16 protein-coding genes are annotated in these 14,996 nt (G+C 67.0%); 12 read left to right on the plus strand and 4 right to left on the minus strand.

Going from position 1 to position 14,996, the window contains the following annotated elements; translation table 11 throughout:
* Positions 1-3: 3 nt before the first annotated feature.
* The 7 genes from ARC63_RS03620 to map all read left to right on the plus strand — a co-directional run bounded on the left by ARC63_RS03620 (position 4) and on the right by map (position 5,756).
* A complete protein-coding gene (locus ARC63_RS03620) occupies positions 4-720 on the plus strand; it encodes an MtnX-like HAD-IB family phosphatase (RefSeq protein ID WP_049455638.1) in 717 nt (238 codons plus the stop codon).
* A gap of 48 nt (positions 721-768) precedes the next feature.
* On the plus strand, positions 769-2,169 hold the full coding sequence (locus ARC63_RS03625) for an aspartate aminotransferase family protein (RefSeq protein WP_057502535.1): 1,401 nt from the start codon (positions 769-771) through the stop codon (positions 2,167-2,169).
* A gap of 28 nt (positions 2,170-2,197) precedes the next feature.
* Positions 2,198-3,262: a GNAT family N-acetyltransferase gene (locus ARC63_RS03630; protein ID WP_049455637.1), complete on the plus strand. Its 1,065-nt coding sequence runs from the start codon at positions 2,198-2,200 to the stop codon at positions 3,260-3,262.
* Positions 3,263-3,265: 3 nt separating this feature from the next.
* The gene (locus ARC63_RS03635; protein WP_057502536.1) at positions 3,266-4,150 is read left to right on the plus strand and encodes an arginase family protein; all 885 of its coding nucleotides are present in this window, start codon (positions 3,266-3,268) and stop codon (positions 4,148-4,150) included.
* 172 nt (positions 4,151-4,322) lie between these two features.
* Complete coding sequence (locus ARC63_RS03640) at positions 4,323-4,682, plus strand: bleomycin resistance protein (protein WP_010483197.1); 360 nt, start codon at positions 4,323-4,325, stop codon at positions 4,680-4,682.
* A gap of 68 nt (positions 4,683-4,750) precedes the next feature.
* Positions 4,751-4,963 carry a ParD-like family protein gene (locus ARC63_RS03645; protein WP_005412680.1) on the plus strand — a complete coding sequence of 71 codons (213 nt, stop codon included), beginning with the start codon at positions 4,751-4,753 and terminating at the stop codon, positions 4,961-4,963.
* Positions 4,964-4,973: 10 nt separating this feature from the next.
* Positions 4,974-5,756, plus strand: coding sequence for a type I methionyl aminopeptidase (gene map / locus ARC63_RS03650; protein WP_231298572.1), 783 nt, complete (start codon positions 4,974-4,976; stop codon positions 5,754-5,756).
* Here map and ARC63_RS03655 read toward each other — a convergent pair.
* Positions 5,753-6,421, minus strand: coding sequence for a hypothetical protein (locus ARC63_RS03655; protein ID WP_010483204.1), 669 nt, complete (start codon positions 6,419-6,421; stop codon positions 5,753-5,755). The genes map and ARC63_RS03655 overlap by 4 nt on opposite strands.
* Before the next feature lie 175 nt (positions 6,422-6,596).
* Positions 6,597-7,217, minus strand: a complete 621-nt coding sequence (locus ARC63_RS03660) for a LysE/ArgO family amino acid transporter (protein WP_019337575.1) — start codon at positions 7,215-7,217, stop codon at positions 6,597-6,599.
* A gap of 104 nt (positions 7,218-7,321) precedes the next feature.
* Here ARC63_RS03660 and ARC63_RS03665 point away from each other — a divergent pair, with 104 nt between their 5' ends.
* From ARC63_RS03665 to ARC63_RS03685, 5 genes are all read left to right on the plus strand, one after another.
* On the plus strand, positions 7,322-8,215 hold the full coding sequence (locus ARC63_RS03665; RefSeq protein ID WP_010483208.1) for a LysR family transcriptional regulator ArgP: 894 nt from the start codon (positions 7,322-7,324) through the stop codon (positions 8,213-8,215).
* A 78-nt stretch (positions 8,216-8,293) separates the two neighbouring features.
* Positions 8,294-9,700, plus strand: a complete 1,407-nt coding sequence (locus tag ARC63_RS03670; RefSeq protein ID WP_057502538.1) for a TolC family protein — start codon at positions 8,294-8,296, stop codon at positions 9,698-9,700.
* A complete protein-coding gene (locus ARC63_RS03675) occupies positions 9,693-10,706 on the plus strand; it encodes an HlyD family secretion protein (protein WP_057502539.1) in 1,014 nt (337 codons plus the stop codon). Before ARC63_RS03670 ends, ARC63_RS03675 begins: the two co-directional genes overlap by 8 nt.
* Positions 10,691-11,878, plus strand: coding sequence for an ABC transporter permease (locus ARC63_RS03680; RefSeq protein WP_057502540.1), 1,188 nt, complete (start codon positions 10,691-10,693; stop codon positions 11,876-11,878). The genes ARC63_RS03675 and ARC63_RS03680 overlap by 16 nt, the downstream gene beginning before the upstream one ends.
* Positions 11,875-13,002: an ABC transporter permease gene (locus tag ARC63_RS03685; RefSeq protein WP_049455632.1), complete on the plus strand. Its 1,128-nt coding sequence runs from the start codon at positions 11,875-11,877 to the stop codon at positions 13,000-13,002. The genes ARC63_RS03680 and ARC63_RS03685 overlap by 4 nt, the downstream gene beginning before the upstream one ends.
* Before the next feature lie 44 nt (positions 13,003-13,046).
* Here ARC63_RS03685 and ARC63_RS03690 read toward each other — a convergent pair whose 3' ends face one another.
* Together ARC63_RS03690 and ARC63_RS03695 are read right to left on the minus strand one after the other, a co-directional pair.
* Positions 13,047-14,417 carry a hypothetical protein gene (locus ARC63_RS03690; protein ID WP_043396641.1) on the minus strand — a complete coding sequence of 457 codons (1,371 nt, stop codon included), beginning with the start codon at positions 14,415-14,417 and terminating at the stop codon, positions 13,047-13,049.
* Between the two features lie 144 nt (positions 14,418-14,561).
* Positions 14,562-14,930 carry a glycine zipper 2TM domain-containing protein gene (locus ARC63_RS03695; RefSeq protein WP_005415760.1) on the minus strand — a complete coding sequence of 123 codons (369 nt, stop codon included), beginning with the start codon at positions 14,928-14,930 and terminating at the stop codon, positions 14,562-14,564.
* Positions 14,931-14,996: the final 66 nt, after the last annotated feature.

Below are 14,996 nucleotides of genomic sequence, written 5' to 3' on the forward strand. Positions count from 1 at the left end.
CCCATGCACTGGAGCATCCTGTGTGACTTCGATGGCACCATCAGCCTCGAAGATGTCATCGACTCGCTGCTGGAAAAGTACGGCCAGCCGGGCTGGCAGGAACTGGAAGACCAATGGAAGGCTGGAAAGATCGGCTCGCGTGAATGCATGCAGGGCCAGGTGCGGCTGCTGAAGCTGGACCCGGCCACGCTCGATGCGCACCTGGACCAGGTGCAGATCGATCCGGGCTTCGTCGCCTTCGTCGCCCGCGCCGAGCAGCTGGGCGTGCCGCTGCGCATCGTCAGCGACGGCCTGGATTATGCGATCCACCGCATCCTCGCCAACCATGGCCTGTCGCGACTGCCGGTGGTGGCCAACCACCTGCGCTGGTGCGGGGACCACTGGGAACTGGAATCGCCCTACCAGGCCGAAGGCTGCCGCAGTGGCACCTGCAAATGCACCTGCGCCGCGCAGGCGCGCGCCAACGAAGCACCGCGCGTGCTGATGATCGGTGACGGCAGCTCGGATTTCTGCGTATCCGAAGATGCCGACTTCGTGTTCGCCAAGCGCCGCCTGATCACCCATTGCGCCAATGCCGGCATCGGGCATGCCGCCATCGCTACCTTCCACGATGCAATCGCGCTGTTGCCGCGTCTGCTCGATGGCAGCCTGCTGCAGCCACGCCGCATCGACGCCAGCCCACAGCCCACCGCACTGCCCCTGCTGTTGGCCACCGCCTGAGCACGCCCCCGCCACCTCTTTCGAACGTCCTTCACGGAACCGAACTGCATGAACATTTTTGACAAGAACGCCGACGCCGCTGCCTCCGACGCGCAGCTGCTGGCCGACGAAGCCCGCTACAGCTCCTTCGGCGACACCGTCCACTACGTCGACCCGCCGAAGATCTTCCAGCGCGGCGAAGGCAGCTACATGTTCGACGGTGCGGGCGTGCCCTACCTCGACCTGCAGATGTGGTACTCGGCCTGCAACTTCGGCTACAGCAACAAGCGCCTGAACGACGCGCTGAAGGACCAGATCGACACCCTGCCGCAGGTCGCCAGCCAGTACCTGCACCCGACCCGCGTGCAGCTGGCCAAGACCATTGCCGTGGACATGCACGAGAAGTTCGGCCTCGACGGCCGCGTGCACTTCAACGTCGGCGGCGCGCAGGCCATTGAAGACTCGCTGAAGATCGTGCGCAACGCGCGCGGCGGCAAGAGCCTGATGTTCGCCTTCGAAGGCGGCTACCACGGCCGCACCCTGGGTGCGTCTTCGATCACCTCCAGCTACCGCTACCGCCGCCGCTACGGCCACTTCGGCGAGCGTGCGATGTTCATCCCGTTCCCGTACCCCTTCCGTCGCCCGAAGGGCATGACCCCGGACGAGTATTCCGACCACTGCGTGTGGCAGTTCGAGCGTCTGTTCGAAAGCGAGTACAACGGCGTGTGGGATCCCAAGGTCGGCCAGGCCGAGTACGCCGCGTTCTACGTTGAGCCGATCCAGGGCACCGGCGGCTACGTCATTCCGCCGCGCAACTTCTTCACCGGCCTCAAGCGCGTGCTGGACAAGTACGGCATCCTGATGGTCGTCGATGAAATCCAGATGGGCTTCTGGCGCACCGGCAAGCTGTGGTCGATCGAGCACTTCGGTGTCACCCCGGACGTGCTGGTGTTCGGCAAGGCGCTGACCAACGGCCTGAACCCGCTGTCGGGCCTGTGGGCTCGCGAAGAGCTGATCAACCCGACCGTGTTCCCGCCGGGCTCCACCCATTCCACCTTCAACTCCAACCCGCTGGGCACCCGCCTGGGCCTGGAAGTGCTGAAGCTGGGCAAGGAAATGGACTACGAGCGCACCGTGCCGGAGAAGGGCGCGTACTTCCTCGACGGCCTGCGTGGCCTGCAGAAGCGCCACCCGGAAATCGGCGACGTCGACGGCCTGGGCCTGGCCCTGCGCGCGGAAATCTGCCAGGCCGACGGCTACACCCCGAACAAGGAACTGCTGGACCGCATGGTCGACATCGGCCTGGCCGGTGACCTGCTGCACGACGGCAAGCGCATGGGCCTCGTGCTCGACGTGGGTGGCTGGTACAAGAACGTGATCACCTTTGCGCCGTCTCTGGACATCAGCTACGAAGAAATCGACCTGGCGATCATCCTGCTCGACCAGGCGCTGACCAAGGCCAAGGGCTGAGGTCGATGCGCTGCCGGTTCCCGTGCCGATGGAGATGACGTCACGCGCATCCAGCACCGCGCTGGAACCGGCCGCGCTGCTGGAGGGCTTCCTGGCCCACCCGCCGCTCGGATTCGAGGCAGGCCGCCTTCCCAGCGGCCTGCCGTCCTTCCGTGCACCGCTGGACCTGACCACGACGATGGATGACGAACTGCGCGGCAGGCTGCTCGGCCTCCCGCTGTCGCGCCTGTGGCGGCCGTGGATCACCTGGAAGACCCGCTTCGTCGGTGCCACCAGCACCGAGTACACCCCGCTGCCGGCACACGTCGCGCCGGAGGCGCTGGCCGAGGACGTGACGCGTCACGCGATCGGCGATACCCGGCTGCTGGTGGTCAAGGACCTGGCGATCGATTCACCACTGCTGGACGATGCGGCCAACGCGCACAGTGCTGCCTTCCTGCAGGCATTGCTGGCGCGCGGCTTCGTTGAACTGGAAGGCATGCCGCTGGCCTGGGTGGCGATCGATTTCGATTCGATCGACGGCTATCTCGGCCGCCTGTCGTCCTCGCGCCGCAAGAACATCCGGCGCAAGCTGCGCTCGCGCGACGACCTGCAGATCGACTGCATCGCCACCGGTGATCCGGCCCTGGCCGACCCACGGCTGCAGGCCGAACTGCATGCGCTGTACCTGGGTGTGTATGCGCAGAGCGCGGTGCACTTCGACCAGCTCGGCCTGCCCTACTTCCAGCATCTGCTGGCCGACAGCCAGGGCCAGGGACGGATGTTCCTGTACCGCCACCAGGGCCAGCTGATCGGCTGGAACCTGTGCTACGTGCATGCCGGCAAGCTGGTGGACAAGTACATCGGCCTGGCTTACCCGCAGTCGCGCGAGCACAACCTGTACGCGGTCAGCTGGATGCACAACCTCGAGTACGCCCTGCAGCACGGCCTGAGCCACTACGTGGCTGGCTGGACCGACTCGCGGATCAAGGCCGAGCTGGGGGCCCGCTTCACCTCCACCCGGCACGCGATCCATGCCCGTTCCCCGCTGCTGCGTGCCGCCCTGCGCCGGCTGGCCCCGTACCTGCAGGGCGAACCTGATGGAGGCGGCTGAGCGATGCTGGTGCGTTCCCCGCTGATCCTGGACCTGGACGGTGGCGTGCTGCCACTGCCCCAGGCGCAGACCCTGGCCCTGCCGCAGTGGCACGACACGCTGCGATTCGCCTGCAGCAACGGCGCCCTGGATCGCTTCAGCACCGAGGTGCTTGCGCCGCTGCCGGCCCTGCTCGGCACAGTGATGCTCGGCAGTGGTGACTTCCATCACCTCAGCCTGCCGCTGCTGCGCCGCATGCGCGCGCAGGCGCCGTTCCAGCTGGTGGTGCTGGACAACCATCCGGACAACATGCGATTCCCGTTCGGCATGCATTGCGGGTCGTGGGTCAACGCCGCCAGCAAGCTGCCGCAGATCTCGCACATCCACGTGCTCGGCATCACCTCCAGCGACATCGGCCTCGGCCATGCCTGGGAGAACCACTGGCGTCCGCTGATGGGCGGTCGCCTGACCTACTGGTGCATGGACGTGGATGTCGGCTGGGGCCATCGCCTCGGCATGGGCCACGCCTTCCGCCGCTTCGAGCACCCCGAAGCCCTGGTCGCCACGTTCGCCGCCGAGCAGGCCAAGTCGCCGCAGCCGACCTATCTGTCGATCGACAAGGACGTGTTCGCCGGAGACGTGGCCCGCAGCAACTGGGACCAGGGCCGCTTCCAGCTGGAACACGCGCTGGTGGTGATCGAAGCACTGCGCGCCGGCGGCCTGGTCGGCAGTGACATCACCGGCGAAGTGTCGTTGGCCAACTACCAGAGCCGCTTCAAGCGCTGGCTGTCGTCGCTGGATGGCCAGCCGGACGTCAGCGCCGATGATCTTCCTGCCTGGCAGGCCCGGCACCAGCAGGTGAACCGCGAACTGCTGGCGGCAATGGCCGCCGTGCCGACGGCCTGCTGACCACTGTCCGGCAATGCCAACCAAGGTTGGCAACTACCAGAGCCGGGTAGAGCCGAGCCCACGCTCGGCTGGCGCCTTCTGTAGAGTCAAGCCATGCTCGACTGCGGGCACCGCGAACAGCAGCCGAGCATGGCTCGGCTCTACACTGGGTTCCCACCTCGGAGCCCTCGCCATGCCCCAGACCGTCATCCCGCAACTGCGCATGCGCCATGCCGACACCACCCTGCCGTTCTACGTGCAGGGGCTGGGTTTCGTGGTCGACTGGGAACATCGCTTCGAACCCGGCTTCCCGCTGTTCGCCCAGCTCACCCGCGACGGCCAGACGATCTTCCTCACCGAACACAGCGGCGACTGCGAGGTCGGCGGCGCGGTGTACTTCATCGTCGACGATGTTGACAGCCTGCACCGCGCCTTCAGCGCGGCCAACGTGCCGATCGAGCAGCCCCCGCATGACACCGAATGGGGCAGCCGCGAAATGCTGCTGCGCGACCCGGACGACAACCGGTTGCGCTTCGCCACACGCGTGGACTGAACGACGCCGGGTTGAGATGAATATACGAAACATATACGCTTCGTATATTTAACCCTCCAGGACCGCCCATGGGCATCGTCAACATCGATGACACCCTGCACGACCAGCTGCGCCGTGCCTGCACCGTCTCCAGCCGTTCGATCAACGCCCAGGCCAACTTCTGGATCCGGGTCGGCATGCTGTGCGAGCTGAACCCTACGCTGAGTTTCCAGGACATCGTCGCCAGCGAGCTGCGCGCGGCCGGCGTGCAGCCACCGTTGCTGCCCCCGGGCCAGGTCTGAGCCGATGGGCATCATCAAGCGCCCCGACGAGATCGCGCTGATGGCCGAATCGGGGCGCCTGCTTGCGCAGGTGTTCGCCGCGCTCGACCAACTGCCGCTGCAGGGTCGCAGCACGATGGAGATCAACGAGTTCGTCGAGCGCATGATCGTCGATGAGCTGCAGGCGCGGCCGGCCAGCAAGGGCCAGTACGGCTTCCCGTATGTGCTCAACACTTCGATCGACAACGTGATCTGCCACGGCGTTCCCAGCACCACCGACGTGCTGCGCAACGGTCAGATCGTCAACCTCGACATCACCCTGGAGAAGAACGGCTACATCGCCGACTCCAGCACCACCTACCTGGTCGGTGAGGTCGACTACGCCGCGCGCCGGCTGGTGCAGACCACCTACCAGGCGATGTGGAAAGGCATCGCCGCGGTGCGCCCCGGCGCACGCCTGGGCGACATCGGCCACGCCATCGCCCGCCACGCGCGCAGCCACGGCTACAGCGTAGTGAAGGAATACTGCGGCCATGGCATCGGCCAGGAAATGCACGAGGAACCGCAGATCCTGCACTACGGCCATCCCCACACCGGCATGGTGCTGGAAGAAGGCATGGTGTTCACCATCGAGCCGATGCTCAATCAGGGCAAGCCGGCCATCCGCCAGCAGCCGGACGCATGGCCGGTCTACACGCGCGACGGCAAGCTGTCGGCGCAGTTCGAACACACCGTGGCAGTCACCCGCAGCGGCGTGCGCGTACTGACCCTGCGCCCCGGCGAGACGCCGTTATGCGCGGTGGATGGCGCCTAGAGTGGCCGTTGCTGCATCCCGGCGTCCTCGTGCACGGTGCGCTTGCGCGCCGTCAGCGGCTCGCGCACCCGATGTGCCACATAGCCGACGCTGGCTGCGAGAATGAAGGTGTAACCAAGGAGCTCGGTGGTCTCCTCGATGGTGTTCTTGAACACACGGATGTACTGATCACCCAACAGTCCGGTCCACAACGACGTCATGCCGATCAGGCGCGAATAGAACAGCAGCAGGACCAGACCAATCGTCATCACGGTACCCGGCCGGGATACGAGAAAACGCACCAGCGCCTGCATGGCCCGGCGCCAGTCGCGGCTGGCCCAGGCCAGTGAGCCGATGATCAGCACACCCACCGGATACTTCCAGAAGCCGTGTGCGATCAGGTCCAGCGCCTCATCCATCTCACGCAGGAGCATGCAGGCGAACAGCGCTGCCGCCAGCACGGCAAAGGCCCGATCATCGGCACGCCGCAACGCAAGCCGGACGAAGGCAGCCACGCTGGCGACCAGGAAGCCTTCCTGGGTCAGTTCGACCAGCGACCACTCGCCGACGGCATTGCCCAGCCAATGGATGTCGAGCCAGGCCAACGCAGGCGGAAGCGCCATCATCAGGCCGAACAGGGAGGTGCGCCCCAGGTGGGACAGGAGCAGCTGTAGATTGTCTTTCATGCAACACCGATGCCGCACCGTGGCGGTCGTACAACGAGAACACAGGCGACCGGGGGGCTGCCGAACAACGGCATGCGCGGCGGGGTCGCGACCAGGCGCGCATTATCCGCGCTGTATCCGGCCACGTGAACCGTATCGGTGGAACACATACGCAACACCGGCGTGCGTCACGCACTCATGGCGATAAAGGACGCAACAGCAGCAGCGTGGCCAGGCAGAACATGAAAACCGCCACGCCGGCGTCCAGCATCCGCCAGGCGCCCGGTCTGCGGAACACCGGCTGCAACAGGCGCGCGCCATAACCAAGAGAACAGAACCAGGCCACGCTGGCCACGCACGCACCGGCGGCAAAGGCCCAGCGCAGATCGCCCGGGTAGCGCGTGGACAGACTGCCCAGCAGTACCACCGTATCCAGATAGACGTGCGGGTTGAGCAGGGTGAAGGCCAGGCAGGTCAGCAGCACCTGGCGCCCACTGCCGCCCTGCGCCTCGGCGGCGGCCAGCGCACTGCCACCGCGCCACGCGCGCAATCCCGCCTGCAGGCCATACCAGAGCAGGAAGGCCGCACCACCGAAACGCAGCACCTGCAGCAGCAGCGGCCACTGCAGCACCAGCGCCCCCATGCCGCCGACACCGGCCAGTATCAGCGCGATGTCCGCACCGGCGCAGGCCAGCACCACCCTCCCCACATGACGCTGCTGCAGGCCCTGGCGCAGCACGAAGGCGTTCTGCGCGCCGATGGCGATGATCAGGCCGGCACCTGCGAACAGGCCGGCGGCGGTAGCGGCGATCCACATCAGGACAGGCCAGGCAGCGGGGGGACGCGCAGGGTGCGGCCAACGGACACGTTAAGACAAACTGATTATTCTTTATCCTGTGCAGAAATACTGAAGAGGTGCTGGTGGACCTGGTACATCCGCAACTGTCCGCATTTGCCGCAGTGCTGGAAGAAGGCAGCTTCGAGGCTGCGGCGCGCCGGCTGTCGATCAGTCCGTCGGCACTGTCGCAGCGGATCAAGGCCCTGGAGGACCGGCTTGGCCAGGTGCTGGTGGTGCGCCAGGCACCGTGCCGGCCCACCGCCGCCGGTGAGGCACTGCTGCGCCGCGTCCGGCCGATGCAGGCACTGGAGGCCGAGGCAGTGGCCGAACTGCTGCCCGAACGCGGCAGCGACGCCGCACGTACGCCGATCCCCTTGGCGGTCAACGACGACTCGCTCGATACCTGGTTCGTGCCGGCCATCGCCGACCTGCACCAACGCCATGGCTACCTGTTCGACCTGCGCATGGACGATCAGGACCACACCCTGCAGCTGCTGCGCGACGGCAGTGTGCTGGGTGCAGTGACCGCCGAAGGCCAGCCGGTGAAGGGCTGCAACGTACATCCGCTCGGCGCGATGCGCTACCACGCCATCGCCTCGCCCGGCTTCGCCCGCCAGTACTTCAGTGACGGCATGCAGGCCGCGGCCCTGGCGCACGCCCCCATGTTGGTGTTCAACCGCAAGGATGAACTGCAATGGCGCTTCGTGCGACGCCTGACCCGCGCGCGGCTGCAGCCACCGCTACACTACCTGCCCTCCTCCACCGGTTTCGTCGAAGCCGCCGCGTGCGGACTCGGCTGGGGCATGGCCCCGGAAACGCTGGTCGCACCCGCCGTGCGCGCCGGCCGCGTGGTGGTACTGGAACCCCGCCGCTGGCTCGATGTGCCGCTGTACTGGCAGCATGCCGCCGTGCGTTCAAGCACGCTGCAGCACATCACCCAGGCGCTGCGCACTGCGGCCAGCGGCACCCTTCGTTGAGGACAATCCGATGACCGCAGACCCGGGCTTCACGCCGCGCGCACTACCGTTTGCGCACTTCTTCACCACTGGGACGGCATGGGCGTGATCGGCCGACGTACAAGGATGCACCGCGCGAAGCCCGCGCTGGCGCTGGCGCTGGCGACCTGCCTGCCATTCGCTGCGTCCGCGCAGAACAACACCGACGCACCTGCCTTGGACTGGGAACAGGCGCGGCAACGCCTGGAGCAGGTCTCCGATGCACTGGCGGCCGCTGATGCAGCGGTGCGCAACAAGCAGGACCTGCAGGACGCCACCCGCCTGCTGCGCCTGCCGGAGATCACCGGCGAAGTGCGCCGCCTGCAGTTCCAGAAGACCCTCACCCTGCCACTGGGCTCGCTGGCGCCTGTCGCTGAGGCCTATGGCATCGATTCGCCGCTGTCATTCACCGAACGCGACTGGCGTACCCGGCCCGTGGTCACTGCGGTGCTGCCGTTGTACACCGGCGGCGTGATTCCGGCCGCGCAACGTGCCGCCAGCGCCGCCCACGAACAGGCCAGCGCCGAGCGCGAAGCACAGCGCCAGTCGCTGACCGTGCAGCTGGCCCAGGCCTATTTCGGCCAGCGTCTGGCCGAGCAGGCGGTGGACGTGCGCCGCGATGTGCGTGATGGCCTCAACCGCCACCTGTCGGATGCGGAAAAGCTGGAACGCGAGGGCTTCGCCACCCGCGCGCAGCGCCTGCAGGCCACCGTGGCCCGCGACAAGGCCGAACGCGAGTACCAGAAGACGGTGAACGATCTGGCCACGCTGAAGGCCGCGCTGTCCACGCTCCTGCGCAGTGGCGGCGAGGTACAGCCGGTGTCGCCGCTGTTCGTGCAGCGCGTGCCGCTGGAACCGGTCGCCAGCTTCGAGCGCACTGCGCAGGCGCGCCAGCCGCAGATCGCACGCCTGCGGGCGATGGTGGCGCAGGCCGAACAGGGCGTGCGCGTGCAGCAGGCCAAGCTGAAGCCGCAGATCTTCGCCTTCGGCCAGTACGACTTCCGCCGCCGCGACGAGATGCTGACCGATCCGGACTGGGCGTTCGGCATCGGCCTGAAGTACACCTTCCTGTCGCCGAACTCGCGGCCTGCGCAGATCAGCGCTGCGCGCGCGCAGCAGGAGCAGGCCGAAGCCGGCCTGCGCGAGGCCGAAAACCAGGTCGCACTGGGCGTGCGCAAGGCCTGGAACGAACTGGAAACCGCGCGGCAGCAGTTTGTACTGCTCGACAGCAGCATCGCCCAGGCACAGGAAAACCTGCGCCTGCAGGAGCTGGCGTTCCGCGAAGGCCAGGCGACGTCACTGGATGTGATCGACGCGCGGCTCGGCCTGGGCGGTGCCCGTGTCGAGCGCGCGCAGGCCGCCTACCAATACGATATTGCGCTGGCACAGTTGCTGGAGGTCAGTGGACAGATGGACCGTTTCGAAGAGTTCCGGCGGCGTGCGGACGAGGTGATCGACCATGAGTGATGTGCTGCACGACGAAGCGAAAACGCCCCCCGGCAAGCGCCGCTTGGGCCCGATCCTGATAGTGGTGCTGCTGATCGTGGTGGTGCTCGGCCTGTGGCTGGCCTGGCGCAGCCCGGCCGACCAGATCCAGGGCATGGCCGATGCGGACACCATCAACGTGGCCGCCAAGATCACCGCGCGCGTGGCCGAACTGAAGGTGCGCGAGGGCGACCGTGTACAGCCCGGCCAGGTGCTGTTCCTGCTCGACAGCCCCGAAGTGGCCGCCAAGGAACAGCAGGCGCATGGCGCATTGGCCGCCGCGCAGGCGGTGGCCGACAAGGCCGACGAAGGCGCGCGCAGCGAGGACATCCGCGCCGCCGAAGCGAACTGGAAGCGCGCCGAAGCCGGTGCGACGCTGGCCGAGGCCACCTACCAGCGCGTGCAGAACCTGTTCAACGAAGGGGTGATGACCCGGCAGAAGCGCGATGAAGCGCATGCCCAGGCCACCAGTTCGCGTGAACTGGCCCGTGCCGCCCGTGCGCAGTACGACATGGCGCTGGCCGGCGCACGCGAGCAGGACAAGCGCGCCGCGCAGGGCCAGGTGCAGCAGGCACAGGGCGCGGTGGCCGAAGTCAACGCTGCGCGTGTCGAAGTCGAAGGGCGCGCGCCGGTGGCCGGCGAGATCAACAAGCGCATGGCCGACCCCGGCGAACTGGTGCCGGCCGGCTACCCGGTGTTCACCCTGGTCGACATCGATCGCATGTGGGTGGCGATGAACCTGCGCGAATCGCAGATGCAGGGCCTGAAGGTCGGCAGCAAGCTGCAGGGCAGCGTGCCGGCACTCGGCCAGGACGGTGAGTTCGAGGTCTACTTCATCAATCCGGCCGGCGACTATGCAACCTGGCGCACCACCCGCCAGTCGTCCGGCTACGACATCCGCAGCTTCGAGGTGCGGGTGCGCCCGGTACGCCGCATCGAGGGCTTCCGCCCCGGCATGAGCGTGCTGTTCGCATGGCCCCAGCACTGAGCCCCGACCGCAACGGCTTCGCCGCTTCGTGGCGGCGCGAGCTGCAGTCGCTGCGCGGCAACCGTGCCGACCTGCTGCTGGTGACCCTGCTGCCCCTGCTGATGCTGGCGGTGATGGCGTGGATGTTCACGCCGTCGGTGATGCGCGATATCCCCATTGCTGTGGTCGACCTCGACCACAGCAGTGACAGCCGCCTGCTGCTGCGCATGCTCGATGCCAGCCCGGGCGTGCGCATCGCCAGCCAGCCCGTGGACATGGAAGACGCCCGTTCGCAGCTGCGCCGCCTGGATGTGTTCGCCATCGTACTGGTGCCGCGTGATGTCACCCGACAGGCGTTGCGTGGACGGCAGGGCACGGTGTTCGCCTATTACAACGCCACCTACATGACCACCGGCCAGTCGGCGGCGCGCGATATCGGCGACGCCGTCTCGGCCTGGAACGCGCGCCTGCTGCGCGAGCGCATCGGCCTGCAGGTCGGCCCGGGCAAGCTGCGTGCGGCGCCGATCGCGGTGCAGTCGGACATCCTGTACAACCCGGCACGCAGCTACGAACTGTTCCTGCTGCCACTGATCTTCCCGGCGGTGCTGTCGCTGGTACTGGCGCTGGCCGTAGCCGGCAGCCTTGGCCGCGAGATCCGCGACGGCACCCTGCCCGCCTGGCTGGGTCGCACGCCGTGGTCGGCGATTGCCGGCAAGGTCGCGCCGTACACTCTGCTGTTCTCGTTGTATGGCGCGCTCGGCATTGGGTACCTGGCCTGCCTGCGCGGCGATGGTGTGGCCGGCAGCGCGCTCGTGCTGCTGCTCGCACAGCCACTGTTCTACCTGGCCACGGCCGCCTACGCGTTGTTCTTCGTCGGCGTCACCCGCGACATGGGTACCGCGCTGTCCGCGGTCGGCCTCAGCATCGGCACCGCACTGGCATTCTCCAGCGCCACCTTCCCGGTGCTGGATGGCCCCCTGTTCACCCGTATCTGGCATCAGTTGCTGCCACTCAGCGCCTACATCAAGCTGCAGACCCAGCAGCAGTTCATCGGTTCGCCGCTGCAGGTTTCGATATGGCCGCTGACCACGCTGTTGTTGATGACGATGGTGGCCGGTGGCATCGGCGGCCTGCGCCTGATCGCCTTTGCGCGCACGCCCGAAGCCGCACAACCGGCAGGGGCAGACGCATGAGCGCACTCTGGCGCAGCCTCCGGCAGACCCTGATGGCGGTCCTGTGCGACCGCTACGCGATCGTGGTGATGGTCGGCGCGGTGATCCTGTATTCGTTCTTCTACCCGGCCGCGTACCGCCACCAGGTGGCCGGCAACCTGCCGGTGCTGGTGGTGGACGAAGACCACAGCGCGACCAGCCGCGCGCTGCTGCGAAAGCTCGATGCACTCCGCGTTGCACGCGTGGTCGGGCAACCGGCAGACATCGACAGTGCACGCCAGCAGCTGGAAGCCGGCCACGCCGAGGGCATCGTACTGATCCCGGCCAACCTGGAACGCGACATCCTGCGCGGCCATCCGGCCAAGCTGGTGCTGCTCGGCAACGGCGCCTACCTGGGCCGTGCCAGCTGGGTGCTGGGCAGCGTGGCCGATGCACTGGGCGCGTTCGGGCGTGAGGCGGTAGTCGGCCAGGCGGCCTTCATGGGCGCACCGCAGGCACCGCCGGTCACCCTGGTGCAGCGCCCGCTGTACAACACGCAGGAAGGCTATGGCAGCGCCATCGTGCCCGGCGTGGCCGAGCTGATCGTTCACCAGACCCTGTTGATGGGCATCGGCGTGCTGCTCGGTGGCCGCCGACTCGCGCTGGGCCGGCGCCTGCGCTTCGACCTGCCAACGCTGGCGGGCATGGCATTGGGCTTCAGCCTGATCGGCCTGTTCGGTCTGTTCTGGTACGCCGGCTTCACCGCGTGGGTGCAGGACTATCCGCGCGGCGGCAATCCACTGGGCCAGTTGTTGGGCGGTACGCTGTTCATCGCCGCCACGGTGGCGTTCGGCCTGTTCGTCGGCAGCTTCTTCCGCACCCGCGAACGCGCCTTCCAGTACATCATCGCCACCTCGATCCCACTGTTTTTCCTGGCCAACCTGTCGTGGCCGGCGGTGATGACGCCGCAACCGCTGGTCTGGCTGGCGCAGCTGCTGCCGACCACCTCGGGCATCAACCTGATGGTGCGCCTGAACCAGATGGACGCCCGCCTGGCTGAAGTCGGCCACGAACTGATCACTCTCACCGTCCTGCTGCTGCTCTACGGCAGCCTCGCCGCCTGGCGCCTCCTCGAAAAAAAGGGGACCAAGGGGATTGAGTCGTAAACGGCAAGGTCGGGGGATGCGGCTCAATCCCCTCCGCCCCCTTTTCAGGGGTCGGGCGCGTACCAGAACGGGATGCGGTACTCGCGGCGTCGCTCCGGGCCGCGCTCGCCCCCTTCGGCATTCCAGACCAGGCTCAGGTCATGGCGACCCGGTGCCAGCGTCGCCATGGGCAGATAGCCCACCAGGCCACGCATGTCGAGATCGCGGCGCTCCATCGGCATGAAGGCGTGCAGGTCAACCGGCGTGCCATCCAGCTGCACCCGCCACAACCGGGACAGGCACTCCACCGCTGCGCTGGCAGCCTTTGCGCCAGTCGCTTCATTGCGTGCGGCGGGCAAGGCGGTGCAGTGCTGGCGCGCCAGCGGGTTGTCGCGCTGGGGGCGGTGTGGAATGAACACACGCAGGCGTGAACCACTGATAGTGTCCGACGGGATCATCGGGTACGGCAGCAGCTGATCGTGCGCCGAACGCATCGATTCGTAATGCGCGCTCAACATGCCGTGTTCGACGGCCTCGTCGGTCATCACCTGGTAGCGGTTGAACAGCGAGAACTTCACCGAACCCAGCACCTGCACCCCGCCCAGCACCATGGCCACCATCACCGCCAGCAGATAGACCGCCATGAACGAACGCGAGCGCAGGTTGCTCTGCAGGGTCAACTGCATGGTCTGCATCAGGCGCAGCAGGGGAATCCGTTGCAGGCCCGCCAGGAAGCGCTGCAGCCACCGCTGCACGCCGTCATAGGGCTGGTCGCGCCGCTGCCGGCGCGCAATGACACGCTCCAGCAGTGCAGGAACCAGTGCGAGTACAAGCAGGCTGGCCAGCACGGTACCGACCACGATCATGGCCACACGATCGGAACCACCGGCAAGCGCACTGATCGCCATCGCCACGCACAACGTCAGCACGGCCATCACCAGGGTGCCGGCCAGCGTCTGTACCGCCAGCAGCGTGGTGGAGAAGAGCATGGTGGCCAAACGATCAGCGCGTTCGATGCTGCCGTCCAGGCCACCGTCGCGCGCCTTGAGGAAAGCGCGCGATACCGGGCCCATCTGCGGCAGGCGTTCCCAGTCGATGCCCTTGGGAAAGTGCGATTTCAGCCCGATCAGGCCTATCCAGTACCCGCGCACGGTCAGGTGCGCGATCAGCGCTACCGCCAGCACGTAACACATGCCCACGCTGATGCTGAAACCAAACCACAGCACCTGGAAGTACATGCCTTCCGTATGCAGGCTGCTGCGCGCCCACGCATCGAACAGGTAGCCAGGCACCGCCAACAGTGCGAACGCCAGCAGGCCGGAAATGAACAGTTCCAACTCATCGGTACGCTCACGCAGCCGACCGAAGCGCGTGCTCGCCTCGGGTCCGGGCTCGGCAACCGGCACGTGCGACTCTGCGACGGGCAATTCGTTCACAGGGCATTCATCCTTGGAGGTCGGCGCAGTATAGGCACGACACAGCGGCCGGCGATACGGGGCCCACAACGAGGAACGCCGGCATGGGGCCGGCGTTCGAGGAACTGCGTTGCGGAAGGGGGATTACGCTGTTGGCATCATCGGTCAGCGGTAAACGCGTTCGCAGCGGCGTTCGACCACGCGGTCGCCGTTCTTCTGCTGGCTGTTGCCCTGGATCTGGCGGCCGGCAGCGCCGCCCGCTACGGCACCGGCCACGGTGGCCAGCTTCTTGCCGTTGCCACCGCCCACCTGGTTGCCCAGCAGGCCACCAATCACAGCGCCAGTGGCGGTACCGGCGATGCGGTTGGGATCGCGCGAATTACGCTGCACTTCCACGTTCTTGCAGACCACGCGGCTGCCGTCATTGAATTTGCGTCCCTCATCGCGCGGCCCATAGGTCTGCGCGCCGGCCACCGACGAAGCCGCCAGCAGGGTGCCCAGCACAAGCAATCGGGTCGAGGTCTTCATGGCCATCTCCTGAGTTCCGGTATGGCACCAGTGTCCTCCCGCGGTTGGCAACCGGAAGTGAAATGCGCGTGT

Source organism: Stenotrophomonas geniculata ATCC 19374 = JCM 13324, from assembly GCF_001431625.1.
Classification (GTDB): Bacteria; Pseudomonadota; Gammaproteobacteria; order Xanthomonadales; family Xanthomonadaceae; genus Stenotrophomonas; species Stenotrophomonas geniculata.

Coding starts and splice junctions, on each gene's coding strand:
- ARC63_RS03630 (WP_049455637.1), top strand. CDS start 2,198: ATGGAGATGACGTCACGCGCATCCAGCACCGCGCTGGAACCGGCCGCG.
- ARC63_RS03655 (WP_010483204.1), bottom strand. CDS start 6,421: ATGAAAGACAATCTACAGCTGCTCCTGTCCCACCTGGGGCGCACCTCC.
- ARC63_RS03675 (WP_057502539.1), top strand. CDS start 9,693: ATGAGTGATGTGCTGCACGACGAAGCGAAAACGCCCCCCGGCAAGCGC.
- ARC63_RS03640 (WP_010483197.1), top strand. CDS start 4,323: ATGCCCCAGACCGTCATCCCGCAACTGCGCATGCGCCATGCCGACACC.
- ARC63_RS03635 (WP_057502536.1), top strand. CDS start 3,266: ATGCTGGTGCGTTCCCCGCTGATCCTGGACCTGGACGGTGGCGTGCTG.
- ARC63_RS03680 (WP_057502540.1), top strand. CDS start 10,691: ATGGCCCCAGCACTGAGCCCCGACCGCAACGGCTTCGCCGCTTCGTGG.
- ARC63_RS03670 (WP_057502538.1), top strand. CDS start 8,294: ATGGGCGTGATCGGCCGACGTACAAGGATGCACCGCGCGAAGCCCGCG.
- ARC63_RS03685 (WP_049455632.1), top strand. CDS start 11,875: ATGAGCGCACTCTGGCGCAGCCTCCGGCAGACCCTGATGGCGGTCCTG.
- ARC63_RS03620 (WP_049455638.1), top strand. CDS start 4: ATGCACTGGAGCATCCTGTGTGACTTCGATGGCACCATCAGCCTCGAA.
- ARC63_RS03695 (WP_005415760.1), bottom strand. CDS start 14,930: ATGGCCATGAAGACCTCGACCCGATTGCTTGTGCTGGGCACCCTGCTG.
- ARC63_RS03645 (WP_005412680.1), top strand. CDS start 4,751: ATGGGCATCGTCAACATCGATGACACCCTGCACGACCAGCTGCGCCGT.
- ARC63_RS03625 (WP_057502535.1), top strand. CDS start 769: ATGAACATTTTTGACAAGAACGCCGACGCCGCTGCCTCCGACGCGCAG.
- ARC63_RS03660 (WP_019337575.1), bottom strand. CDS start 7,217: ATGTGGATCGCCGCTACCGCCGCCGGCCTGTTCGCAGGTGCCGGCCTG.